Origin of the sequence: Bacteroides xylanisolvens (assembly GCF_018289135.1) — a bacterium.
GTDB classification, from domain to species: Bacteria; Bacteroidota; Bacteroidia; order Bacteroidales; family Bacteroidaceae; genus Bacteroides; species Bacteroides xylanisolvens.
The window spans coordinates 1678000-1704355 of sequence record NZ_CP072216.1 but is presented as its reverse complement, the minus strand read 5'-3'; the positions used below and the strand labels follow the sequence as shown (position 1 = coordinate 1704355).

Sequence of the window (26356 nt, the reverse complement as noted above, 5' to 3'; positions counted from 1 at the left end):
AGATTTGTTATGAAAGATATAGAAGTAAACGGCGCACATATAACAGATGAAAGTGCCGGAATATTGAAGCAGTGGCAAGTTAAGACGGAGCCGGTTTCCGCTTGTTACATACGAGTAATAGAGGAAACTATCGACGATTTGACCGATGAAGGGGGCGAACCTCTTTCCGCTGAAAAAATAGTAGAAAGAATCAGAACTTTACGTATGATGAAAAAAGACATCGAAAAGCTGTCTAATCCTTAATATTAATAATTTAGCATACCGGCTGAAAAGGCAGCCGTTGGGTTTAAGTCCCAGGTTAGGGTTTGTTTGTGCCGGGGTGGTTCCCGGCACTCTTTTTTATGTCCTTTTTGTCCGTGTCCGTTCTTCCCACCTTTGCAGTAACCAATCATTCAAATTATGAAAATAGGAACGGACAAATGGAAGCATTTCGGGATTAATTACGCTATATGTGCCCTGTTGGGTAATTATGGTGTTCCCTTTGCCCTGGGTGCTTCATTGGGTAAGGAATACGGGGATAAAATGTCACCCGGTAATAAATGGGACTGGAAGGATATTCTGGCAGACCTGGCCGGGATCGTGGCGGGCTATTTGACGCATGTATGTACCGTCTGGACCATAATGTAAAATTTTCAACTCTATCAATATGACGGAAACGATAATTACAGCGATTATTACGGCTCTTTGCACGGGTGGACTGACCTGGTTATTCACTCTCCGATATACCCGTAAACAGGCGGAAGCTGATGCCATGAAGTCAGTACAAGAGGTTTACCAGGAACTAATCGAGGATATGAAGAATGACCGTAAGGAGCTAAAGAACGCGTACCAGGAACAGAAAAAACGGTTTGACGAAGTGGATAACAAGTACAAGGAAGTCCTGCAGAAATGTAACGAAATGGAAAAGGCAATCAAGCAGAACGCCCGTGTAATGGACACTATGAAGCCGTTTCTTTGCGGTGTGAAAAATTGCCCGAACCGTAAATCTATCACTTTTGACACTAATAATAATTAACGACTTAATAAACATGAGACATGGAATCGTACACCTACTTATTTTTATTTGTTTTGCAGCTTGTTTTTACGGTTGTCGTTCTTCTCGCTCTGTTACACGAAAAACGGTTACAGAAGCAACTGGAGAAGAAAAACAAACAACTACTGACGGAGTTATTGAACTTGCGCGGAGAGATTCAAGCAATGAGGAGCACGTACTTGACGTTTACCGGGAAGATAGTACGCATATCCGTATCGACTACGACAGCCTCGGAAGAATTAAAGAAATTGATTTCAGCAACCGAAAAACTGAAAAAAGAACTGGAAAGAATCAAAGCAGTTCCTTCCAGGATCATAAGGAAACTACCAGTCAAGCGGAAACAGTCGTTACCCGTAAATCCGACGTTAAGCAACAAAGCCAGGAAAAAGAAAAGGTTACAAACGGGTGTAGCTTATGGACGTTCCTAAAATTCATGTTTTTCTTTCTATCCTTTTGCCTGGTCCATGATAACTGGGGCGGGATTAAAAGTTTTATCCGCCGACTATGGAAAAAATAAACCTTTATGTAGCGGTAGAACAGATGAAGCGGATTACCATTTCAGGGGGAACCTTTTCTATCAAGTTCCGGAAATGGAACCGGCAGACACGGGACGGCGGTGACATGGTGATACTCACGGCCGCCCGTTTGAGGAAGAAGGCGACGGATGAAAGCATCGAAAATTCAAGCTATAAACTATTCCTGACGGACACCACAACGGGTCGGCCGCTGAATTGCTGGGAATGCCTGGTAATGGAGTTCAACGGGAAAAGAATAACGATTTAAGAGTATGGAAATAAGACGAAGTGGCAACTTTGGAATTATAGATACCGGCACTGACAAGGGTTTGATCTCCTTTTCTATCGGTGGCCGCGGTAAAGGTTGGGAACCTTCCAGCATCCAGTTAAACCGGCGGGGGGCTTTCTTTTCGCGTAAGATCAGCGTAAACGGTACTTTTATTGTTCCCATGGGGGATAATAACGACATGCCGGGCGATGTCATGCGTTTACTGGATAAATTCTACGCCGGTGAAGGTATTATGGGTAAAATAGCCGGTTTGCAGTGGGGAGAAGGTCCACGGCTGTATGAGGATGCAATCGACGAAGACAATAACCGTTTTTACCGGCGTTGGAAACTCGATCCGGAAATAACCGCCGACCTGGAGTCGTGGGATTACACGACGGTTCTTCATCGCTCACTCGTAGACTTAACACACATGCAGGGCTTTTTTATAAAGTTTGTCCGGAACCGTGCGCCACGTGTGGGCAATCCCGGGCGTTTGGTACGGCTGGAACATATTCCCTACCAGAAGGCCCGTCTGGTATATCCTCCCGACGGTGAGGATGAACCGCAGGAAGTGCTTGTGGGCGACTTTCCTTATCCTGATCCGGCTTATACTTACCGTTACCCGATCTTTGATCCGGCCCACCCGTTCAAATATCCGGTTTCCGTGAAGTATTATAATATCTATTCCTTTTGTAAGGACTTTATGAGTACGCCGCGTTTTCTGGGTGCGCTTGACTGGCTGGAGCTTGCCGGCGGTCTGGCCGCTATCCTGATCGCCTATAACGAAAACGCTTCGGCCATTTCCCTGCATATCGAATCGCCGCAGTCTTACTGGGACCGCGCGGAAGCACGTATAAAACAGGTTTGCGAGCGTACAGGCGAGAAATATACGGCCCAGATGCTGGAAGATTTCAAGGACGAAGCTATGGAGAAATTCGCCTCCAACATTACCGGAAGGCAGAACGCCGGAAAATACATGCACACGACCAAATTCTGGAATCCGGAAGCGAATAACTTTGAGGGCTGGACGGTGGAACCACTGGATAAGAAGATAAAGGATTATGTGGACGCCCAGATTAAGATATCCAATAAGGCGGACGCTGCCGCCACTTCCGGCTTCGGTCTTGATCCGGTACTTTCAAATCTGATTATAGAAAACAAACTTTCTTCCGGATCGGAGAAATTATACAGCCTGAAAGTGTATAACGCTTCTGAAACGGCTATTCCGGACATGATCCTTTGTAAGCCGTTACAGCAGTATATTAATGCCAACTTTCCGGGTACCGCAACGAAAGTAGGGCTTTATCGTACCATAGTGGAAGCGGAACAGAACGTTTCACCCTCTAACCGTATGAAAGAAAATGCGTAGTCTGTTTTTTACACCGAAACCGGAAGATGTGCCGGAAGAACCGGTAAGCGACCGGCAACCGGAAGAGAACCGGGCCGATAACACCCCGGACAAGCATATAAAGGCCCGCCGGACGAAAAACGTTCATTTTGATCGGCGGATAAAATCGGAGCTGCACCTGGAAGAGTGTTTGCCCTGGCATTTTGAGAAAGGGGCGTCTTATCACTGTATCAGTCATGGGGACGTTGATAGCCTTACTTATCTTCGTGTGATCGTGAAGCAACAACCGGTGGAATATGTTCTGATTTCTACCTGGTGTATGGCAATTACCGATGTTAAGGAGGTGGAGAAATGGCTGGAGAGAAAAGACATAGGGCACGCGGATTTTTATGTAGGTGAAATCTTTCAAGGTTCCTACGCGGATGTTTATTTATACCTAAAGAAGGTGGCGGAACGTTTCGGATCACGTGTCTGTATTTTCCGTAACCATGCTAAAGTAATGGCCGGTTTTGGTAACGCTTTTGATTTTGTAATAGAAAGCTCGGCCAATGTGAACACCAATCCGCGTACGGAACAGACCTGTATAACGATAGACACCGGGCTGGCCCGCTTTTATAAGGAGTTCTACGATGAAATAAACAATTTCACAAAGGATTTTGATAATTGGAAACCATATACACTAAAAAGAGACCGAGCAAATGACGAAGTTATTTAATAAAGGCGGTGACGGTGCCGGTGAAATAGTCCGTGTTCTGGGATTGATCGATAATGATCTTGATTTTACCAAGTGGGAACCTATCTTACCGCTGGGTATTCGGGATTTACAGGCTATCATCGGAACGGAACCCATAGACGCGGTAGATAAGTATTACCGTGAAGATCATGCGGACGGCACGGAATCGGACGGCATGGCGGAAACTTTGCGGCTGATGCAGCAGGCGGTGGCGATGTTTACCTGGTTAAAGGTCATTCCCACTTTGGACGCACAACACGGAACGGCCGGACGTGGCAAACACCTTGGAGAGAATGAAACGGGTATGACTGCCTTACAGGAGTTCAAGGATGAAGAGAATATCCGGAACCTGGCTTATGAAGCCGTAGACGCGTTGGTGGAGCTAATGGACCGAGAAAAGTTTGATTTCTGGATGAACGGCATTAAGAAAAAGGCTATAAACCGGCTTCTAATCCAGAATAAGGAAACGTTCGATGAATATTACAATATCGGCAGTCACCGGCTTTTCCTGGTACTTATTCCTATGATCCGGGAAGTCCAGGACGGGCAGATAATACCTGTTATCACCCGGAACCGTTATAATAAACTGATTGAAGGCGATACCGTTTTAACGGAGAAATTGCTGGAGTATGTACGCCGCCCGCTTGCACTTCTCACCATAAAAAAGGCCGTTGAACGTTTACCGGTGGAAGTTCTGCCAAGTGGAATCGTACAGGTACAGCAGAGCACAACCGTACGAGATAAATTGCGGGCGGAAAAAGAGGCCCGGCAATCGGTTGCTAACAGTCTGGAGCAGGACGCGGCGGCTTACCTGGATGTATTGCAGGATATCATCAGGGAACTGGATGCGCAGTCGGAAACGGTGGATTACTATATACCGGGTGTTACCGTACAATCCAAAGGAATAACCTTTTAATGTCCGGATATGGAGAAGTTTACATATAATAGTAAGACGGCGGAGGTTCCTTCCTGCCTGGATGAAGTCAGCAGTGAGCAGTACCGGCAGTTTCTTATATTGTCGGTACTGATGAACCGCGGTACGATCAGCCCCGGACAGTTCCGCGTAAAATGGCTTTCTTTCCTTCTGGGCATGAAAGCGGATTACACCATGTACCGGCGTGAGATCATCCGAGAGCTGGACGGTCAACTGGAAAAGCTGGACGGCTTTTTCTCTTATACAACCGGTAAGGAGGGCGAGCGGATCGTTACGCCCATTCTGAAAACTGGGCGTAACCTGATGCAGGATTTCGGGGGCTGGCATGGTGTCGGTGACATGCTGAACGGTCTTACTTTCGGTAACTTTTGTGATTGCCTGGATTTGTTGCAGCAAAGCAAGCAGGCGGCAGAAAAAGACGAACCGGCTATAAATGAAATCTTCCAGGATATCACATTAAAGCTTTACCGGTACAAGGACCCGGAGAAGATGCCGGCCGTTCCTTCCTTGCTTGCCATTCATGCGGTAAACTTCTTTTCCGCTGTTTGGGAAATGGTTCTTTCCGGACCGGTTTATATCGGTGGTGAAGCTATCGACTTTCGGATATTGTTTCAGAAGCTGGCATCCGAGGACCGGAAGGCAGACGATAAAACCGGATGGACCGGGATAGTCTTTGAGGTAGCGGCTTCCGGCGTGTTCGGCAATAAGAAGGAGGTGGACGATACACCCTTTTGGGATGTATTGCTTTATCTGTATAAATGTAAGTTTGAGTATTTACACCAAAAACGTAACAAGAAATGAGAACGACAACAGGAACAAAAAACAAGATCAAGAAATTCGAGGGGTTGCGCCTGAAAGCATATGTATGTGCCGCGGGAGTATGTACGATCGGTTACGGTCACACGGCTGGCGTAAAACCGGGTGATGTTATTACCGAGCCCCAGGCCGACGCTTTCTTTGAATCGGATATCAGAGCAGTAGAAAACCAGGTGAACGCGCTTCCCCTTCATTTGGGACAGTACCAGTTTGACGCGGTAGTAAGTTTTTGCTTTAATGTAGGTATCGGAAAATTCAAGAATTCAACGCTTTATAAGAAGATCAGAGCGGATGCGTATGATTCATCCATACCGGCAGAGTTCAAAAAGTGGATATACGGGGGCGGTAAGATTCTTCCGGGGCTTGTTACCCGCCGTGAATGGGAGGCGAAACGTTATCAGGGATTGACGATATGATAGATATAAAGGTTTACCGTGAATACTGGGAAGGCGTGCAAAAACGTGTTCCTGAAATAAAGAAGGTGCTACCCGTTACCATTGACGAGGAAATGAGTAAGACGATACAAGGACTATCAAAAGAAGAATGTCCGGTGCTCTTTATTCTGATTCCGTCGGGAACGGGTGCCAGCCTTTCGGCTGACAATGTGAGGGAAAATAATTTATGTGTTATTTTCCTTATGAGCAAGTACGATCCCCAACGAAAAGGGGCTTATGAGACTATCGAAGAGGTGCAGCCGGTTATGGAGCGTATCAAACAAATGCTGATAGAAGATTCTGCCACCGGTTGCCCTGTCACTAAGGAACTGGATTTAACCAGCCTTTCCACTCTTCCGGAATCCGGCTTTTACCGGACGTTTGCGGGGTGGAGCCTGGCTTTCTCATTTAAAACAAGATTCTAATGGATGCTTTTGCGTGGTTCTGGTTAACTGTCATAGTAGGTATTATTACAATAGGTGTAAATGATGCGTTGTGTACCTATTGGAAATATAAATATGCCTCAAACAAGAAAAATGAAACTGTTAAGGATGAATCCGGGAAAAGGCACATTATTTCCGGATTCTCAAAAAATGAATAACTGAATGGCCGAGAATTTTAAAACGGATTTTTTTACCGACCGGATCGGGCGTGGAATACAGGACATATTTCAAGCCCAACTGGATATCGCTACCAAGCGGATATACCAGAAAGGCAGTGAACGTAAGAAAGTACAGGGAACCGGAGAGATCATACAAGGGCGATCCGGTGCATTAATGGCCGCACTACAGAACCCGAATTATTCGGTCGTTCCAGACGGCGAAGGAGTAATCGCACGTTCTAACCTTCCATTATATACCCGCTTCCTGGATATGAAGAAACACGGTAATTACCAGATTTATAACCGGCAGATATACGGGATTCTGTATCATGACACACTCGGGAAGATTAAATATGAATATCAGGATTATGTAAGGGAAAGGGTAAAAGAAATGTTTGCCAGTTCGCTAAAATAGGTAATAAAATTAATACCTAAATATTTGTAGGTAATGATTTTATTACCTATCTTTGTTTCAGTAACCAATAAAACAAAGTTTATGCCTGAAATTTGTAGATTCTTCGGTATTATTATATTCCTCTATTGGAAAGATCATAATCCGCCACATATTCATTTTACTTATGGTGATTATGAATGTTCTATTAGCGTATTGGATCGGATTGTAGACGGTCAGGCTCCAGCTAAAGTTATCGCAAAAGTAAATGAGTGGATTAACTTGCACGAAGCAGAAATACTTTCTCTTTGGGAAAAGGCCCAAAAAGGGGAAAAAATAGATAAAATTGAACCATTAAAATAAACGCTTATGTTACGAGTTATAGATGTGGATTATATTAGGAATTACGAGCTTCTTGTTACTTTCAGCGACGGGAGTAAAAAGATCGTAAATTTGGAACCTTATCTTACAGGTGAGGTTTTCGGGGAGTTATTGGATAAGGAAAAATTTGTTCAATATGGTTTAACCCGTGCTACTATTGAATGGGCCAACGGTGCCGACCTTGCACCGGAGTTTTTATATGAAATTGGTATAGCTGCATAATTTTAGACCCTATGAATGATTGTTTAGCTATTCAAGATAAGAAAGAAGAAACTTTCTTATATCGGATTTTTATTTCTCACCCGGAACTAAATGCTTCTGCGGTGGCTCGACGTATGGGAATAAGTCAAAGCCTTATGTCTCAATATATAAGTGGAATAAAAAAGCCCTCACAAGAACGGGAGGCCCTAATAGTAAATACTATTAAAGATATCGGTAAAGAACTAACGATGATTGTATGACATACGAAGATATTTTATTTCTCATCGGCTTTTTCCTGGTAATAGCTTTTTTCGTAGGATGTAAGCATAAACCGGCTACTTTATCCGGGTGGCTTGCTTTTACCTTTCTATCCTTTACCGTGACACCTTTTATATCGGTTCCTCTAACCTGGTACGTTTGCCGGATGATTGATCGGGCAACAATTAAGGATAAAGGATATTTTGATCCTTCGGATTTTACATTTAAGAGATAAAATACGTTCTTCTTAGTATAATAAGCCTGTAGAATGGTTCTACGGGCTTTTTTTATGTCCTTTTCCGCCATTTTGCACCAGGATAATTTTGCCTTATAAAATTTACTCTTATGGCAAAATTAAAACCTGACTATATCGAATGGGTGTTAACCCTGAACGCCTCCGATGCGCAGAAGGAAATACATAATCTTTCAGAAAAGAACAAAGAGCTCCGGGATAGCAATAAGGAAATAAAAAAGGCTATGACCGATTTAATCGCCACAGGGAAAGCTGGTGGTAAACAGTGGAAAAGGCTGAATGAACAACTGAAAGAAAATAATAAGACGCTCGGCGAGAATAACAAGAAGATTGCCGAATGTGAGAAACGGCTGGATAAAACCACCATGAGTGCCAACCAGCTGGCAAGGAAGGCAAACGCCTTGCGGAAAGAGCTTCGCGATACGGTGAAGTCTTTGCAGCCGGAAAAATATGCCGCCCTGGAGAAGGAACTGAAAGAAGTTGAAAAAGCATACGGGCAGGCCACGAAAAAGGCGGAAGGTTTCGGAAGTTCCCTTCTTTCCCTGAATAAGATAAAAACGGTTCTGGCCGGTGTGTTTGTCACTATCGGCGCAATGATAACCGGGCAGATTGTCGGCGGGCTAAGGGATGCGATCAGTACTATTATAGAGTTTGAGAAGAAAAACAGTACTTTGGCCGCTATCCTGGGAACTACGAAAAAGAGTATTAAAGATTTAACGGATGAAGCGCGCCGGCTGGGTGCTACTACTTCTTATACGGCCGCACAGGTAACGGAACTTCAGATAGAGCTTGCCAAGCTGGGATTTTTCAAAGAGGATATTAAAGCGATGACGCCTTCCGTACTGAAATTCGCTAAGGCGGTGGACACGGATCTTGCCTCGGCTGCTACGCTTGCCGGTGCAACATTGCGTATTTTCAATCTTGATGCGGAAGATACGGAACGGGCACTTTCTACCATGGCAATAGGTACAACGTCCTCGGCCTTAAGTTTTGAATACCTGAATAGTGCAATGTCTACCGTCGGTCCGGTAGCTAATTCTTTCGGATTCACGATCGAGGAAACGACCGCCCTTTTGGGAGCTTTGGCAAACAGCGGTTTCGACGCTTCATCGGCAGCGACGGCAACACGTAATATTTTGCTTAATCTGGCTGACAGTAGCGGCAAACTCGCGCTTGCTCTCGGTGGTCCGGTTAATAACCTGGATGATCTGGTAAAGGGACTTAAAAAACTAAACAGCGAAGGAATAGACTTGAACAAGGCCCTTGAACTGACCGATAAACGTTCCGTTGCAGCGTTTAACACTTTCCTTAACGGTACCGATACCGTGCTGGCACTTTGCGACGCGGTAACAGGTGCGGAAGACGCCTTTAATGCTATGTCCGAAGAAATGGGTGATAACGTTCAGGGTGCATTAAACCGGCTAAGTTCAACTATTGAAGGGGTAGTTTTACGTTTCTATGAATCAAAGGGTATTCTCCGGGATTTAATAGACCTTGTTACGCTTATGGTGGAAGGTGTGGGTGGTATGATCGACATGTTTAATAAATGGGGTGTTGTCACTTATACCGTTACCGCTTATTTGGTTTCTTACTATGGAGGACTGAAAATCGCTACCATGTGGCACGCCCGTTTTAAAACGGCGACCCTTGCTTCGGTCGTTGCAGAGAAAGCGCACGCCGTACAGCTTTATATCAGCCGGGCGGCTACTCTGGCTTATGCGGCGGCCCAGGCATTGCTGCACCTGAATATTAAAAGATGTACCGCCGCCCTTCGGTTAATGAGGATCGAACTTTTGAAGAATCCATATACGGCCCTGCTCGCGTTACTCGTGGCAGCCGGTGTTGCTATCTACCAGCTTGCAAAGAAGACGGAACAGGCTTCGGCGGCGATGAAGGCCCACCAGGAAGTCGTAAAGAAAGTGAATGAAGAATATGCCAGCCAGGAAGCAAAAATAAAAACTCTTGTAGCTGCTATTAATGACGAGAACCTTTCCAACTACACCCGTAAACAAAGGCTCGCTGAATTAAAAGAACTGATACCGGATTATAATGCGGAATTGAATGAAGAAGGCAGGCTCATAAACAACAACAAGGAGGCTATAGATCAATATTTAGTTTCCTTGGAAAAACAAATCAAGTTGAAAGCTTACCAGGAGGAACTGGAAGAATTGTACAAGAAAAAAAGGAATCTTGAAAGCCAGGAATCAGAGCAAAGCGACGCTTACTGGGACACCCGCCAGCAAAATACATTGTCAGGATATAACCGGAACAGTCTTACCGCTAAAATAAGCCGTTTATTTGGTACGGAAAAAGAGGCTAACCAGTTGAAAGCCCTACAGACAACACAGAAGGATTTGGCCGGTATAGAATCAGCAATCGCCCAGATCAATAATGATATCTTAAAAACAGAGGCGACGGCCACTTCATTAACCGGAACCAATAAAGAAAATATAAATACTGAAACATCCCTCATAAAGAAACTGGAGGCCGAAAAGAAAAAGGTTCAGGAACAGTGGGCGGAAGATAGCGAAGCGAATATCGCCAAGAAAAACAAGGAAATAGAACGTATCGACACCGAAATAAAACGTTTAAACGAACTGGGGAAGGTCAAAAAGAAGGCGGAAGCCGGGGAGTATAAAAATACGGAAACGGACGCCACGTTAAAACCTCTGGAGATCGAGCACGAAAAACGTATGCTTCTAATCAAACAGAACCGGGAGAAGGAAAATAAGACGGAAGCCCAGTATATTCTCGAAGGGACGGCGGAAAACCTTCGCTATTACCGGGAACGTATCGACGCACTCCAGAAGCTGGAAGCAAAAACGCCGGCTAATAAAAAGAAATTACTCGATGAAATCCACAAGCTCGAAACAGAAGCACAGACGGCCATTTTTACGGAAACCGGCAAGCAGGAGGACGCCCGTATAAAACTGGTACAGGAGAAACGGGACGAACGGTTAAAGATTGAAACCGCCTATTACAATGTCCAGAAGGACACCATGGAAAAAGCGGTATTAAACCAAAGTATCACGCAGGAAGCCGCCGACGCCTATATGCTGGAAGTTGAAGCGGAGCACGCCGCAGAACTTCTGGAGATAAACCGTACTTACCAGAATGATATTGCCGCTTTGGAAATTACCGGTAAACAGAAACGTATAGAAACAGCGACGGAAGCGGCCGACGCCGTGCGTGAGTCTGAAATGAAGTTATTGCGTGATCGGGCGGCCATTGCTCAAAAAGTACGTGAAATAACTTCCGTTCCGGTAGGAATAACCGGTATGCAGGAAGCACACCGGAAACAGGTTCAGGATGTAGAAACGACTTATAATGCCATAATTGAGATAGCGAGACAGGCGGGGATTTCTACCGTTGGTTTGGAGAAGCAGAAACAACAGGAAATTAGCCAGCTTGAATTTGAGTACCAGAATAGTTTATACCAGATTCAATCCCAGATCGGCGTATCATGGGCACAGGAATACCAGAATGAACTGGCCCTGTTAAAGAATCTGCACGATCAGGAATTAATAGATGAAAAGACATACCAGCGTAAAAAGCTGCAAATGCAGATGAATAACGCTAAAAAATACTTTGACTATTATTCCGGTCTTTCCTCTTCCATGGTGGAAGCCATTCAACAAGCCGAAATCGACCAGGTGGAAGCAAAATACGATGTTCTCATACAGGAAGCCGAGAACAACGGTGAAGATACTGCCGCCCTGGAAGAAGAGAAGGAAAATAAGAAACTGGAGATTCAAAAGAAGTATGCGGATGTAAATTTTGCTATCAAGTGTTCCCAGATCATAGCAGATACAGCCGTTTCGATTATGAAGGCGTACGCGGACTTAGGACCGATCGCCGGAACCGTTGCTGCAGCAATGCTTGCGGCTACCGGTGTGGCCCAGCTTGCATCGGCCAAAGCAGAACGGGACAGAATTAAAAACATGTCCCTGAAAAACACTACCGGCAGCAAGACCGCCACGGCTGAACGTGTTGTTTCCGGTTCTTCCGGTGGTGGATATTCGGAAGGTGGTTACACTGGTCCCGGTGGGCGTTATGAAGTGGCCGGCGTTGTTCATAAGGGAGAATATGTGGTACCACAGCCGGAAATGAATAATCCTAAAGTAATCGACGCTGTTAGCACTATCGAAGCGATCAGGCGGCAGCGTACCAATGCGAACCCGTTGCCACAGAATCCGGGTGAATATGCGGAAGGCGGTTACGTTACCTCTTATGCAGGGGATTCTTCCTACCGGGAGTTCCTGGAAGCGGCAAAGGAGCTTCGCGCCTCCTGTGAGGCTATCAAATTGATAAAGGCCTATATCGTTTACCAGGATTTGGAGAAGGCCAAAGAAACTATAGATAACGCCCGCGACACCTTTACACGCGGAAAATAAGTAATCATTATGCTAAAGATAAAGACGAACAAAGGTTATCTGGATTTAGGGGGTGACTTTACCGTACAGATTGATGAAAAATCCCCTGTCATGAACGACCGGGGATCGCAAACCGTACCGGTTACGGTTCCATGTACCGGCAACAATGCTAAAATAACCGGTTTTGCTCACCGTCTCGACATGGGTATAAAGCCGATGAATGAAGATCAGGCATGTACGATATTGGACGGAGCATATAAACGTACTGGAAAGATAAATATTGTTTCCGCCGGTAAAAAAGAAGGTATTACCCTTAACATCGGCTTTGACAATTCGGAAGCCTACAGCGCATGGAAAGCAAAAAAATTAAATGCTATTACATTACCGGTGAAGGAGTATAGCAGCGTTAATTCTCTTTGCGCACATTTGCAACAGGTTTTAGGAGGTTATCAGACTGATTATGCCGTATTTCAGATTATGACCGGTAACGATTCGAAAGATAATCAGTTTTACCCTAAATACTTGAACTATATCACACCTGTATCAGAAGGAAGTAAAGTTTATCGTTTACGTTATCAAGCAAGAACAGAAACTTTTTTAGTAAATGGTACTCCGACTGCCGTAACACTTCCGGAAGGTTACGGCGTAACGGCCTTTTTATATGTATGGCGTGTGCTGGAACTTGTTTTTTCCGAATTTGGATATACTATAACCGAAAATCCTTTTAAGACGAACAAGGAACTTTCTAACCTGGTAATATTGAATAATGCGGCCGACTGTTGTGTTAAAGGAAAGCTTTCTTACGCTGATTTGATGCCGGATTGCACAGTAGAGGACTTTTTAAACGCCTTGCATGTGCGTTTCGGACTGGTTTATAATGTTTCTTCCGATACGAAAACAGCCACGTTAAGACTGATCCGGGATATTGTGGATGATGTTCCGGACATTGATTTGTCCCGTAGCCTGACGGACGAACCTTTAATAACTTACGAAACGGCCCGGCAAATGAAGTTATCGGCCAGAACTTCCTTTACCGGTGCGGCCCCCTCTGTTGAAAGACTTGAAGATTACTTGAAAGATCAGAAAGTCGCAAGGTTAACTAAAGTTGATGTATCTAAAAGGGTGATACATCTAAATTATGAGGAAACAACAGGACGGTGGTTTAAATGGGATGAAGATAATAACCGCCTTACTTATTCTTCATCGAGTTTCTTTTCCTGGGATCGGAAAACCGACAATATCGAAGATAACGAATTAACCAGCGACGACGAATGCGTTCCAATGGATTTTGCCCCGAATGATATTCTTTCCCCTCAATATCTTGCTGATTACGTGCACCGTTACACGTATCTTAAAACTTCCTCTAATAATAACGATGAAGACTCGGAGAAGGTGGAAACACCGTTATCCTTCGTGTTTGCGTTTACGTCTTCCCAAAATAGTAAATATCCTTTCGGTTCTGTGTTACCTTACACCTCTGACGCCGAAGAGGTTATATTAAGAGACGGAAGCAAGCATACAATGTCGCTATTTTTTCAATATGATAATGGCCTGTTTTTTAACTTCTGGAAGAAATACGACGCTATATTAAGACATTCATTCAATAAGATAGAGGCAAACGTTTTGTTACCGGTTCACCGGCTTACGGGTATGGATATCTTAACACCGGTAATACTTCGAGGACAATATTTACTTTTTGACGGGCTTTCTTATTCTCTTCCGGCAAATAAGATTGTACCCGTTGATCTGACATTAAGAACACTCCGGTTGATTGGTCCGTACGATTTGGATAAGGAACAGGAAACACCCGTTTTTGGTTCCAGGCTTTTTACGTGGGAATTTATAAGTTCAAATATAGAAACTGCCAAAGAAAATGAAAGGAACAGGATTTTACAACAGGCGAGGGATGAATGGAACAAAAGGCCGACCGCTGTGAACGAAATGAAATCAATAACTTACTCGCTTGACGGATATACAACTCGTAATGATGATAAATACTTGGTTGAAAACTATCCCCAGGAAGCGGGAATTACATTACAAAGGAACTATAAATGTAAAGCGACAGCAATAATAAGTATCTACTACGAGCCTGGAAGTTTTACTCCCGGTACATATCGGGATGTTACGTATGAATCCGAATTTGAATATACAGATACTTTTGTTTCTATTGTCTATTCCGGTTAATCCCGTCCTTTATTCTTCCTTTGATAAATCCAACTTTTGCACCATGGAAAAGCAGAATAACATCGTACTTGCCCCGTGCACCACCCAGGTAACGGAGCTTTATAATTTCTGGAAGGAGAACCATACGGGCCGGCTTACGGACTTTTATAAGTTTATGGTAAATCCTTCGGCTGCCAGGGACCGCTTTATATCCTCTCTGGAGATGCAGCATGAGTTAACAGGCAGTTTTATCGTAACCAAAATAGCAATACAATGAGTGCCAGCGACGAAGCTTTAAAGGTGAACATATATCCTACGGGAAATGCTTTTACGCGTAATCCTATTTTTCTGTCTGTATCATCCAGTTCTATGGCAACATACAGCATCAGAATGAATAATGAGGAAGTTTTCAAAGGAAACGGAATCGGGGAATTTCGTGTTAATATAGCCGAGATTGTCGAAACCGGAATAACAGACGCACGGATTTTATCGGATAATACGGAGCATCTACTTGCCGTTTCCGGTTTGTCGGCCGAAGTAACTATACATGTGGTAAATGAGGGAGAAGAAGAGGATAACCTGTCTTTTACAGCCTGGAAAGGGGGGATTTCCAAGAAGGAGTTTAGACGTCTTCGAAATATGGGGACTGATATATTTTCTTTGAAGTTCCTGAATGAATCTTGTAATTTCTTCTTTACCACCCGGAGTAACGACTGGCGTATAACGATGCGCGAGACGGAACTTTACCCGCTCTGTTTCATCTATCCGGGACACGAACTGAAAATAACGGAACTTCTTACCGGTCAAAGCCTTGCAGTACCAGGCACGACGGGGAGTTTATATGCCTTGAACCTGGAAGCCGTAAGACTTAAATTCTTTACCGATTACGGGGTACTGGCCAACCTTTTTGACGTGTATAGCGGTGATACGTTCGCTCTCCGGATCGGGATCGAGCAAAGCCCGACGGTTCGCGAGCATTACCGGCTCCGGTTCCTGAACAGTTACGGGACTTACGAAGTGTTTTCTCTGGAAGGCGAGGCGAGCGTAACTCCCGGCATGGATGAAGACGAAGACGCTGTTTTCCGGCGTTACGATGAAATTACCGATGATTATTATTCGGATCGCATACGTACGGAGATACAGGAAGCCGTAACGATTAAGACGGGATTCAAACGCCCGCAAGAAATACGCTTTCTTCTTGATCTGCTTTCCTCTGATAATGTCTACCTGTCTGGTTACGGTCAGGAAGAGATCAAGGTAATTCCTTCGGCGGAAGAGTTTTCTTATCGTGTCCGCCCTGACGCGCCGCAGAACGTGACGTTAAAGCTCACGTTTGCCGAGAAGGAGTCCAACTGGACCGGAGAAATTACGGAAAGCGGCTACCGGAAACCGGGCGTTCATTCCAAAGAGTTCAGCAAACAATTTAATTAATGTATCTATATGGCAACACAGGAGTATATCGATGATCTTATTATAGTCATTGAAACCGCGGAAGACGCGGGAAGCGTTACTAACCAAATGGTGGCGGCGGTTCTTGACTTTTTAAACGTAAACCTGAAAAAGGTTTCCCAGGGTGAGGAAGTCCTGGAAGAGGAAGCCGCACGCATTGCCGCCGATGCTGCATTACAGAAGGCTATAGACGCCGTATCTTTACGTATCGACCGGCTTGTCGGTAATAATGCCTCCCAGGCAATCGACAACTTTAACGAAATTCTTAATTTTCTGAACGGGCTTAAAGATAGTGATTCGCTTGCCGCATTGCTGGCTGATATTAACGCCCGTATTGGCAGCGAAGACGGTTCACAGAGCGAAGACGGTTCTCTTTGGGGAAAGCTGAAAAGTTTATCCCAGGATATTTCCAGTTGTTCCGAGGACATAAGCACGTTGCAGGTAGACCGTGACAAAATAAAACAGGAGTTGCAGCAGACGGCCGGACTCCAGGTTTCAACCTTTACCAACGTGAACAACTTTTTGAACGCCGGTACCGTCTATAGTGACCTGTCGGGAGTGTTTACAGCATTGAAAACGGCGGATAAGATTAACAATGTCCGGAAAAACGGCGTGATCCTTTCGTTCCTTACTGCCGACGGCTGGGTGACGAAGCAATTTAGAGGTAATCCGGACGCGGATTTTGAAAATGTCGAAAAGTGGGAGGATTTCGGCAGCGGCGGTTCGGCCGGCGGGAATACTTATAACGTAACCGGTAACATGCCACTAACGGAAGGTTTCTATACTCTTGCTTCCGCCATTGCCGCGGTACCGGACAAGTGGCGCGACCGGGGGCGTGTTATCACCTTTGAAACATCGCTCGGTAAATGGGAGACGTGGCAATTTACCGGAACCGATCCGGCTGTCTGGGATCAGGAGGCGAGCTGGGAAGAGTTCGGCGGCAAAGGAACGGTAAAGAGTGTAACGGTAAACGGCGAGAAGCAGACGCCGGACGCGGCCGGTAATGTGAATGTAAACGTGGATATCCTGGAAGTGGACGAAACTTTGTCCTTAGATTCCACCAATCCGGTAGAAAACAAGGTTGTAACCGCCCGTTTTAACGAGGTGGACGCTTCCACGTTGTTCAATGTAAATGCGGAGGTAAGCGAGGATGAAACATCCGTCCGTCTGTCTTTCCAGAATAAAAGCGGTGCGGAAATTACCGCTGTAGATATCCCGGCCGGTTCCGGTGGAGGTTCCGGCGAAACGGTGGCTACTAAAATTGTATTAAATGCGGCTGTAGATAACACCATAATCAAGGAAGGCGGAAACGCCCGTCTTACTTATACGTACGATCACCAGTACACCACGGGGGACGAAAAAGGGGAATCCACCGGGCAAAAGGCAGATATAACCGTTACGATCAGGCGTGGAACAACTACCATGTATTCCCAAACAGTCAGCGATGTTTCTAAAGGTAGTTACGAACTGGACCTTTCAAGTTACTTGCTTGTGGGAAACACGGATATTTACGTAGTGGCAACCACTACCGATCCGACTACCGGCAAGAAACAAACCCGACAGGCATTTACATCCGTAAAGGTTGTCAGCCTTTCCCTTACCAGCTCTTATAATCTGGCCGGGGCCATAGCCGCTGGCGGTTATACGCTGGCCGATACGATTAATATTCCTTATGCCGTCAACGGTTCCGGAACAAAGGTCGTCACGCTTTATCTGAACGGCCAGCAACAGAACGCGCACACCATTACAAGATCGGGAACGACAAACGGCAGTTTCAGTTTGTCCCCTTCTTCGCTTGTAACCGGTCGGAATACCGTTCAAATGGTTGCCGAAATGGAGGCTTCCGCCGATCTTGTGTTAAAATCCGAAAGTATCTACATTGATATCCTGAAATCCGGAGGATCGGCACCGTTCATCGGCACGATGATAAGTTTTCCGGACGGTCGTATTTTTACGGAGGATCATCTTGTTCCGCGCCTGGAAGCGGGGCAGTACGAACAGGTAAAATTTGACTTTGTGGCTTATGATCCCGCCGCGACGCCGGCCAAAGTGGACGTTTACCGGGACGGGGTGAAAACGCAGTCTGTCAGTGTGGCGCGTACTACGCAAACATATACCAACCGTTTTACCCAGCAGGGTGAAATCAATATGAAATTTAAGACGGGAGCCACGGAATACCCGTTTTATATCGACGTGACGGAAAGCGGGATCGACTTGCAGGAAACTACCGCCGGGCTTGTACTGAAACTTTCAGCAGCCGGGCGGAGTAACAGTGAATCCGATCCGGGAGCCTGGGATTATGGCGACATACATACAACGTTTGCAGGTTTCGACTGGAACAGCAACGGCTGGACGGGTGACGCCCTGAAACTTACGGGAGGCGCGAAGATTGAAATCGGGTACCAGCCGTTCTCCACAGATGCGACCACTACCGGGGCTACCTATGAAATGGAAATTCTTTGTTCATCGGTAACGGACCGGCAGGGAGTGATACTGGACTGTATGGCCGGCGATATCGGTTTCCAGATGACAACGGAGCAGGCCCTTATGCGTGTTTCCGGCGGTACGGAAGTAAGTACAAAGTTTGCAAGTGATATGAACCTGAAAATAGCCTTTATTGTCGGGTCCAAGGCTGGCAAACGGTTGCTGGAACTTTATGTAAACGGAATCCGTTGCGGGGCTGTGCAGTATGGGTCTACCGAAGGACTACTGCAGGCGGAACCGGTAAACATCCGTTTGTTCAGTGATACGGCGGATGTGGAGATCAGGAATTTCCGTATTTATAACCGTGCGCTTACGGATGATGAAGAATTAAATAATTACATGGTAGACCGTACTACGTCGGACGAAATGGTCCTGTTATTTGAAAAAAACGATGTTACGGGGGACAACGGTACGGATATCGACATAGACAAGTTACGCGCCCAGGGAAAGGCGGTTATGCGAATTGTCGGCGATGTGAACCTTGTCAACGCCACCAATAACAAGAAATTCGAGGTACCGGTCGATATCTATTTTTATAGCCCGTACGGTAAGGAGTATGATTTTGTAGCAAGGAATATCGGTCTAAGAATACAGGGTACATCATCCACCACTTATCCGCGTAAGAATTACCGTCTTTATTTCTTGCGCCTGGAAAAATACGGTACCACGCTGGAAGTTAACGGCGTGGATGTGCCGTCTCTTGAATACAGTTTCAAACCGGGAGCACGGCCGATCAGTATATTCTGTTTGAAAGCGGACTTTTCCGATTCTTCCGGTACACATAATACCGGTGCGGTGCGTATTGTGAACGACGTTTGGAAGAAGTGCAGGTGGCTGACACCGCCGCAGGCTGCATATAAGGGGGAATATGACGTACGTATAGGCGTAGACGGTTTCCCTATGGACCTGTTTTATGACAACGACGGCACCGGTGCGAATACTTATCTGGGAAAATACAATTTCAATAATGAGAAGTCGGAAAGTGCGATTATTTACGGTTTTGAAGGAATTGAAGGATTCAACGACGAAGCGGCCCTGAACGGGCAGCGTAACAAATGTATCTGCCTGGAGTTCTTGAATAACTCCGAGGCCCTTTGCTTGTTCGGGACTACCGATATGTCTTCTTTTGATGATGCGCTGGAATTTCGTTTCAAGGCAGATACTACCTGGGCGGATGCACACGAGGACGACAAGGCGGCAGTTACAAGGCTTTGGAACTGGATCGATTCATGTAAGGATGATCCCGCCAAGTTCCTGGCGGAATATAACCAGTATTTCGGTAATGACAGCCCGTTTGCATGGTATCTGATTACCGATTATTTTATGGCCGTGGATAACCGGGCAAAAAACATGATGCTGGCGACTTGGGATTCTCTGATCTGGTATTTCCTTCCTTACGATATGGACACATTGTTCGGTGTGCGTAATGATTCGGTATTGAAATACGAATATACCATTACCCACGAAAGTTTTGACGATAGTATCGGTAGTTATGCTTTTGCCGGTCATGATTCCGTTTTATGGGAACTGGTACGGTCTTGTCCGGACAAATTGCGGGAAGTGGCGGAAACCTTGCGTAGTAATATGAGCCTTGAATATGTCCTGCAAGTATTTAACGAGGAACAAATGGGTAACTGGTGCGAGCGGATTTATAACAAGGATTCGGAATATAAATATATCCTTCCGCTTACCGAGGGGGTGACAACCAGCAGCGGAACCAGTTATTATAATTATCTGTATGCCTTGCAGGGAAGCCGTTATGCGCACCGTACTTATACCATTCAGAACCGTTTCGCCCTTTTGGATAGTCAGTATGTAGCCGGTACTTACCGTCGTGACAGCTTTGCGGCTTATTTCGGGTACAAGTTCGGCAGCGATAACCGGAAAATTCGGATTACGGCCTCCGAACGGTACTATTACGGGTACGGTTACACGTCCGGAACACCGCACCAAAGTGCGGTACTTGCAGAAACGGCCGGGGCTGTGGTGGAACTGACAATGGACACGGATTTAATAGTAAACGATCCGCAATATTTCTACGGTGCAAGCCGTATTCGCGGGCTTGATCTGACGGATGTAAGCCACGCCATTGTCGGCACGTTGAACCTGAACAACTGTACGGCCTTGCGTGAACTGAATGTTAGCTGTGAGGCCGGACAGATGACACTTAACGCCCTTCTGGTGGGTAATTGCCGTAACCTTCGAAAACTCGACATTTCCGGGCTTAAATCCTCTTCCTTTACCGGTATGGACCTTTCAAGCAATACCAAACTTGAAACCTTTCTGGCCGGTGATACATCCCTTACCGGTGTGACATTCGCCGGCGGTGCGCCTCTGGCCGTTTGCGTCCTTCCCGGAACTTTACAGACGCTCGAACTCCGATACCTGAGCAAACTAACCAATGCAGGGCTGCAGCTGGAAGGTACGGCAAATATCACGCGCCTTGTGATTGATAACTGTAGCCTGATCGACTGGAACACGTTGTTACAGCAATGCAGTGCGACCAGCTATCTACGAATTACCGGTATAGATATGGACGGGAACGGTAATTTGCTTCGCAGGCTTATGACAATGGGCGGCGTTGATGAAGACGGGGGAAACGTGCAGACGTGCCGCCTGGTAGGTACGTACCGGCTCACCCAGTCCATGTCGGATGAAGAGTACGCCGCCACTTGTGCACATTTCCCGGAACTGAATATCATTCAGCCGCAGTTTGTCGGCATAAAAATAGATCAGACGGTAGGAGACGGGGAAAAGATTACGAATCTGGATAACTCTACCGGATATGACTATAATACTGAATTTACCCCGTCTTCCCATATATTGGAAGTGTTGTCGAAAAGACGTTGTATTCTGGCTAAAAAGACGGCGGAGGGTGAAATGACCTGTTATCCGCTTCATGATGAGAACCGGAATAAATACGGGGATAGTGACAGCGTGGAGAACGCCACGGATGCAGTATTAACCGGATCGGAAGGTGAAGTTTACGTATATGAGCCTCATTACTGGTACAAGGGAGTAACGGACGTGCTGAATCAGTGTCTTTACGGTTTTATTTCAAGCAATGAGGATGCGCCGGCAGCGGCAGGGTACACCAGTGTAAGATTTACCCGTGAGAAACTGGACGTAACGGAAGGGATTGGGATTCGTAAGAATACGGATTACACGACCATTGAAGAGGCGAAGAATGAATACGAATCCGGATCGTTCGCCCTGGTGGACGTCCGGAATTACAAGCAGGTTCGTTTTCCCGGTTTTGCTTCTACTCTTTACGGGGCTGTATTTGTAGATGATGCTGGGAAAATAGTAAGTCGGATCAGCGTTTCAAATGCGAACGGTTTTATCAATGGTATGTACCTGTTTTGTGCCGTTCCTGTAGGAGCTACGAAACTGGCCTTTACTTTCCTTAATTCGGCGGCCTTCGATTTCGTTTTACTCACAACGTCGGAAAGTGTGGAAGCGATCGAGCCGGACTGGGTAGAACATACGGAATGCCTGGGAGGTGCTTATGAAGCTTACTTGATTGATGATGTATTGCGTTCTGTCAGTGGTGTTTCAAGTGTAGGAACCATTTCACAGAGCCAGGCAATCAAATACGCCCAGAACAGGGGCAAGGGTTTCCAGCTGTTCGACTGGGAGATGCACAAGGATGTGGGTAATCTGCATTTCTTTAAATACGGTAATACCGATTCGCAGGGAGTTTGCGGATATGGAACAAGTAATTACCAGAAAGTGACGGGCCTTACAAATGCACTGGGGATGCGTGATACGGTTTCTTATTATAAGGAAAAAGGCGGTTCCAATCCACAGGCGGAAGGTGCTTACCGGGACGGTGTAAATTATCAGTCCGTCAATGTACTGGGATATGAAAATTTCCAGGGAAACAAGGCGGAATGGTTGCAGTATGTCACAGTAAACAAGACGGCGGCGGACGGAAGGTGGTTTATTACCATGCCGGACGGAACGGAACGCATTGTACAGGGAATTACTGTTTATAACGCGGATATTTATCCTACCCACATGGTTTGGGGCCGGTATATGGATTTGATTGCAGCTAAAGAAGGCGGTTCCACTTCCTCACATTGGTTCGATAGGTTCTATGTGGGTACCGGTCTTTCTCGTGTGGTGTATCGGTCGTCCATCTACGCGTACGCTATAGGCGGTGTTTCGTATGCGAGCGCGAATTTCGATTCATCGTCCACGAATGCGTTCATCGGTGTTCGGCTTGCCTTCAGGGGCATAATACGCTGGGCGGGCAGCGTCGCGGCCTTTAAAGCCATAAATCAGGCAGATTAAGAGAAAAAACAGCAACGTAAAACGTTGTGCGGGTAGCGCGGGCGTCCGGAAAGTAAGACGGGCGCCGGTACTTCCGAAAAGTACAAAGGCGGATTTCCTCATATACACTCGTGTGGTGTATCGGTCGAACAACAACGCGAACGCGTTAGGCGGTGTTTCGTATGCGAACGCGAATAACGATTCATCGAACACGAATGCGAACATCGGTGTTCGGCTTGCAAACAATTAGAATAAAGAAAAAGCGCATAAGCCTTAAAAATTGGCGTACAACAGTGGGAACGTGTTCCCGGCGTGGAGCCAAGAGGAATGAGCCTCGCCAACAGCAGCCGTTTACGGTTGGAAAGGGGAAAAATAAAGCGCAGGGCAATGGGGTTTGGTAGGAAGTTTTTTCGAAGAAGCCCGGCCCGGGGAATTGAAGGCTGATTTAATTATCATGTGGAGAGAAGATAATATTATAGAAGAGATTGTCGAGGACGCCAATATAGAGGACGCCATAAAAACGGTATTGCGCAAAAGAAGACGAAAGCGCAGCTTTGCCGGGCGTCGAATACTGGCGGATGTCCCGAAGGCGGTAGAGAGGATCAGGCAGCGGATCAGGAGCGGGCGGTTCAAGCTCGGAGGATATCGGGAAATGACCGTAGACGACGGGCCGAAAGTAAGGATCGTACAATCGGTTTCCCTGGAGGACAGGATCGTTCTTAACGCTGTTATGAATGTGGTGGACCGGCATTTGAAAGTACGTTTTATCCGGACTACTTCCGCATCCATTAAAAACAGGGGAACGCATGACCTTTTACAGTATATCGTTAAAGATATAAAGGATGATCCCGAAGGAACCCTGTTCGGGTACCAGTTCGATATAACGAAATTCTATGAGAGCGTAGACCAGGACGTTTTGCTGGATGCAGTGAAAAGGATGTTCAAGGATAAAATATTGATCGGAATCCTGGAAGAGTGCATCCGCATGATGCCTAAAGGCGTAAGTATCGGGCTAAGATCATCACAGGGGCTTTGTAATTTGCTTCTATCCATTTACCTGGATCACCGGTTAAAGGATCAGGAGGCGGTAGCATATTATTACCGGTATTGTGACGATGGTCTGGTGCTTTCCGGTAGTAAGAAATACCTTTGGAAGGTTAGGGATATCATTCATGAACAGACCCGGAAAGCCCGCCTGGAGATTAAAAGCAATGATACCGTTTTCCCGATCACCGAAGGTATCGACTTTCTGGGATATGTAACCCGCCCGGATCATGTACGGTTAAGGAAGCGTAACAAACAGAAGTTCGCCCGCAAGATGCACAAGATTAAAAGCAAGAAACGCAGGCAGGAGTTAACCGCCTCATTTTACGGGCTTACAAAACATGCCGATTGCAAGAACTTATTTTATAAACTAACAGGAAAGAAAATGAAAAAATTAAAAGATCTGGGCTACAAGTACAAGCCTAAAGACGGACGGAAACGATTTACCGGGGCAAGGATCAAGTCGCCCGAACTGATGAACAAGGATGTGATCGTACTTGATTATGAAAAGGACGTTCCGACGAAAAACGGAAACCGGACTGTTATAAAGCTGGAACTCGACGGCAAGGAGAGAAAGTATTTTACCAGCCTGGAGGAAACCCTTTTCATTTGTGAATCAGCGGCAAGAGACGGAGAACTGCCTTTTGAAGCACATTGCGAAGGTGAAGTAAGTGAAAAAGGATTGATAATTATACATTTTACTTGAAATGATACGGATTTATGCAGACAGCAAGGCGGAACCGGTAAGATGCACCAACCGCCGCCGGGGAATCTGGCGTATTACGTGGGATTACCAGGAAACAGAGACACCCGAAGGAGTGCAACGTAGTTACATGGAAGAGACGTTCGATCATCTACCCGCACTGGCAGAAATCAAGGCGGTTATTAATGAATGGTATAACCGGAAGATAACCGACACGATCGAAAGCGGGTACGTATGGAACGGCCTGAAAGTCTGGCTTTCCATGGAGAACCAGATGAATTATAAGACGGCGTACGATCTTGCCTTGCAGACAGGCGGGGAAAACCTTCCTGTTACTTTCAAGCTCGGGGAAGAAGACAACCCGACGTTTTACGAGTTTGCAAGTATGCAGCAACTACAAGAGTTTTACACCGGTGCCGTGAAACATATACAGGAGACACAAAAGGAAGGCTGGGCACTTAAAAAGGCGATAGACTGGAGCGTTTATACGTTGGAGTAGAAAAGCGAAGGGGGAAGCGGGAAACACGTTTCCCCTTCACTCTTTTAGTTATAACATATCATCAAAGGCGTGTATTCCCGCTTCGCGTTCATCTTCCAGAGCATGTGCGTAAACCATTGTCATAGTTATAGAACTATGTCCCAAAAGGTGGGATAGCGTTACGATATCATGTGTTTTCTTATAATACAAGGTAGCGAATGTATGCCGCCCGGTCTTTGAACTGATATCCTTTGTTATTCCTACTTTACCGGCTATTGTTTTCAATACCCGGTTTATATCCTGATCCGTGGGAAGGTTCATAAACAAGTTACCTTTTGTACGTCCGGCCCGGTAATATTCATAAATATAACGTGCCGGGTCCGATAAGGGTACAGTTACCGGTATTTTGGTCTTACCTCGTGTGTAGTGTAGTTCATTCCCTATGAACTGGTTTATCTGCAATGCTTTTGCATCGCCTATATGCAAAGAAGTAAAACAAAGAAACAGAAAAAAACGGAGTACGTTCTGGGTACATTCTTCCAGGCGGCCGGACCGGTACAAGGCGGTCAGACGGAGGAGTTCTTCTTCCGTCAGGTATATAACTTCACTTTTGGGGCGACGTATCTTTATGGCCGCGAACGGGTCCTGGTCCATATAACCGCCGCGTATGGCGGCACCTACATATATTTTGATAGTAGCCATGTTACGCCATGCCGTAGAATCCATGTTACCTATTTTGCGAAGATATGCAAAGAAAGACAGGAGAAATTCATGGGTAATCTCTGAAAATACAAGGCCGGGGGCGAATGTTTCCAGTTTCTTGATGATAGAAACGTGATGTTTCCAGGTACCGAAAGAAATTGTTTTGCTAATTTGTTTGAGGTAAACCCGTGCAAAATCAAAGAAAGTACCAAAATCCGAAGGATTGTTGTACTGGCGGAAGAAACTTTCTTTTGTCAGCGTCTCATTTTTAAGACGGGCACGAACAAATATGTCGCTTACACGTGACCGGATGTTTGAGATGATTAAATTTTTGTCTTTACTCTCTTTGTCCCGGCCTTTTATCACTTCGTTTTGCTCGTCCCATTCTTTGGACGTGACACTTAACCTTACCGCGATCCTTATTTTCTCGCGGTTGATATAAAATTCCACATACAGGGGGAGCCGGTCGGTTTTGCCTTTTTTGCCTTGTCTTACAACTCTTATTGCCGTCATTTTTAT

General features: G+C 45.8%; 23 protein-coding genes. 22 read left to right on the top strand and 1 reads right to left on the bottom strand.

The annotated features are described in order from the left end of the window. Positions 1 to 9 precede the first annotated feature (9 nt). The 22 genes from INE92_RS07175 to INE92_RS07070 all read left to right on the top strand — a co-directional run bounded on the left by INE92_RS07175 (position 10) and on the right by INE92_RS07070 (position 25156). Positions 10 to 243 carry a hypothetical protein gene (locus tag INE92_RS07175; protein WP_008998362.1) on the top strand — a complete coding sequence of 78 codons (234 nt, stop codon included), beginning with the start codon at positions 10 to 12 and terminating at the stop codon, positions 241 to 243. Between the two features lie 156 nt (positions 244 to 399). Continuing rightward, on the top strand, positions 400 to 627 hold the full coding sequence (locus INE92_RS07170; RefSeq protein WP_008998361.1) for a hypothetical protein: 228 nt from the start codon (positions 400 to 402) through the stop codon (positions 625 to 627). A 19-nt stretch (positions 628 to 646) separates the two neighbouring features. After that, on the top strand, positions 647 to 1015 hold the full coding sequence (locus INE92_RS07165; protein ID WP_007478410.1) for a hypothetical protein: 369 nt from the start codon (positions 647 to 649) through the stop codon (positions 1013 to 1015). Between the two features lie 20 nt (positions 1016 to 1035). Continuing rightward, the gene (locus INE92_RS07160) at positions 1036 to 1461 is read left to right on the top strand and encodes a hypothetical protein (RefSeq protein ID WP_008998360.1); all 426 of its coding nucleotides are present in this window, start codon (positions 1036 to 1038) and stop codon (positions 1459 to 1461) included. 76 nt (positions 1462 to 1537) lie between these two features. Further along, positions 1538 to 1816, top strand: coding sequence for a hypothetical protein (locus INE92_RS07155; protein ID WP_004318191.1), 279 nt, complete (start codon positions 1538 to 1540; stop codon positions 1814 to 1816). 4 nt (positions 1817 to 1820) lie between these two features. Further along, positions 1821 to 3185 carry a hypothetical protein gene (locus tag INE92_RS07150; RefSeq protein WP_008998359.1) on the top strand — a complete coding sequence of 455 codons (1365 nt, stop codon included), beginning with the start codon at positions 1821 to 1823 and terminating at the stop codon, positions 3183 to 3185. Next, positions 3178 to 3879, top strand: a complete 702-nt coding sequence (locus INE92_RS07145; protein ID WP_004318193.1) for a hypothetical protein — start codon at positions 3178 to 3180, stop codon at positions 3877 to 3879. The genes INE92_RS07150 and INE92_RS07145 overlap by 8 nt, the downstream gene beginning before the upstream one ends. Then, positions 3863 to 4813 (top strand): DUF6712 family protein, encoded by a 951-nt coding sequence (locus INE92_RS07140; RefSeq protein WP_008998358.1) that lies wholly within the window; start codon positions 3863 to 3865, stop codon positions 4811 to 4813. The genes INE92_RS07145 and INE92_RS07140 overlap by 17 nt, the downstream gene beginning before the upstream one ends. A gap of 9 nt (positions 4814 to 4822) precedes the next feature. Further along, on the top strand, positions 4823 to 5632 hold the full coding sequence (locus INE92_RS07135; RefSeq protein ID WP_008998357.1) for a hypothetical protein: 810 nt from the start codon (positions 4823 to 4825) through the stop codon (positions 5630 to 5632). Next, positions 5629 to 6063: a lysozyme gene (locus INE92_RS07130; RefSeq protein ID WP_008998356.1), complete on the top strand. Its 435-nt coding sequence runs from the start codon at positions 5629 to 5631 to the stop codon at positions 6061 to 6063. The genes INE92_RS07135 and INE92_RS07130 overlap by 4 nt, the downstream gene beginning before the upstream one ends. Continuing rightward, positions 6060 to 6506: a hypothetical protein gene (locus tag INE92_RS07125; protein WP_151850236.1), complete on the top strand. Its 447-nt coding sequence runs from the start codon at positions 6060 to 6062 to the stop codon at positions 6504 to 6506. Before INE92_RS07130 ends, INE92_RS07125 begins: the two co-directional genes overlap by 4 nt. A 180-nt stretch (positions 6507 to 6686) precedes the next feature. Beyond that, complete coding sequence (locus INE92_RS07120; protein ID WP_008998353.1) at positions 6687 to 7097, top strand: hypothetical protein; 411 nt, start codon at positions 6687 to 6689, stop codon at positions 7095 to 7097. A gap of 33 nt (positions 7098 to 7130) precedes the next feature. Beyond that, positions 7131 to 7436, top strand: coding sequence for a DUF4160 domain-containing protein (locus INE92_RS07115; RefSeq protein ID WP_004303371.1), 306 nt, complete (start codon positions 7131 to 7133; stop codon positions 7434 to 7436). 6 nt (positions 7437 to 7442) lie between these two features. Further along, the gene (locus INE92_RS07110; RefSeq protein WP_008998352.1) at positions 7443 to 7676 is read left to right on the top strand and encodes a DUF2442 domain-containing protein; all 234 of its coding nucleotides are present in this window, start codon (positions 7443 to 7445) and stop codon (positions 7674 to 7676) included. An 11-nt stretch (positions 7677 to 7687) separates the two neighbouring features. Then, a complete protein-coding gene (locus INE92_RS07105) occupies positions 7688 to 7915 on the top strand; it encodes a helix-turn-helix domain-containing protein (RefSeq protein ID WP_004303369.1) in 228 nt (75 codons plus the stop codon). Positions 7916 to 8258: 343 nt separating this feature from the next. Continuing rightward, positions 8259 to 12560, top strand: coding sequence for a phage tail tape measure protein (locus INE92_RS07100; protein WP_212702001.1), 4302 nt, complete (start codon positions 8259 to 8261; stop codon positions 12558 to 12560). Positions 12561 to 12569: 9 nt separating this feature from the next. Then, positions 12570 to 14723 carry a hypothetical protein gene (locus INE92_RS07095; protein WP_008998349.1) on the top strand — a complete coding sequence of 718 codons (2154 nt, stop codon included), beginning with the start codon at positions 12570 to 12572 and terminating at the stop codon, positions 14721 to 14723. A gap of 43 nt (positions 14724 to 14766) precedes the next feature. Further along, the gene (locus INE92_RS07090; protein ID WP_008998348.1) at positions 14767 to 14979 is read left to right on the top strand and encodes a hypothetical protein; all 213 of its coding nucleotides are present in this window, start codon (positions 14767 to 14769) and stop codon (positions 14977 to 14979) included. Further along, on the top strand, positions 14976 to 16133 hold the full coding sequence (locus INE92_RS07085; protein WP_008998347.1) for a hypothetical protein: 1158 nt from the start codon (positions 14976 to 14978) through the stop codon (positions 16131 to 16133). Before INE92_RS07090 ends, INE92_RS07085 begins: the two co-directional genes overlap by 4 nt. Before the next feature lie 9 nt (positions 16134 to 16142). Further along, a complete protein-coding gene (locus INE92_RS07080) occupies positions 16143 to 22931 on the top strand; it encodes a CotH kinase family protein (protein ID WP_212702000.1) in 6789 nt (2262 codons plus the stop codon). A gap of 433 nt (positions 22932 to 23364) precedes the next feature. After that, entirely contained in the window at positions 23365 to 24660 is a 1296-nt protein-coding gene (locus tag INE92_RS07075) for a reverse transcriptase domain-containing protein (RefSeq protein WP_008998345.1), read from the top strand. Position 24661: 1 nt separating this feature from the next. Then, positions 24662 to 25156, top strand: coding sequence for a DUF4376 domain-containing protein (locus tag INE92_RS07070; protein WP_007760657.1), 495 nt, complete (start codon positions 24662 to 24664; stop codon positions 25154 to 25156). 48 nt (positions 25157 to 25204) lie between these two features. On the opposite strand, the gene INE92_RS07065 is transcribed toward INE92_RS07070, so the two are convergent. Further along, positions 25205 to 26350: a site-specific integrase gene (locus tag INE92_RS07065; protein WP_004303351.1), complete on the bottom strand. Its 1146-nt coding sequence runs from the start codon at positions 26348 to 26350 to the stop codon at positions 25205 to 25207. Between the last annotated feature and the right edge of the window lie 6 nt (positions 26351 to 26356).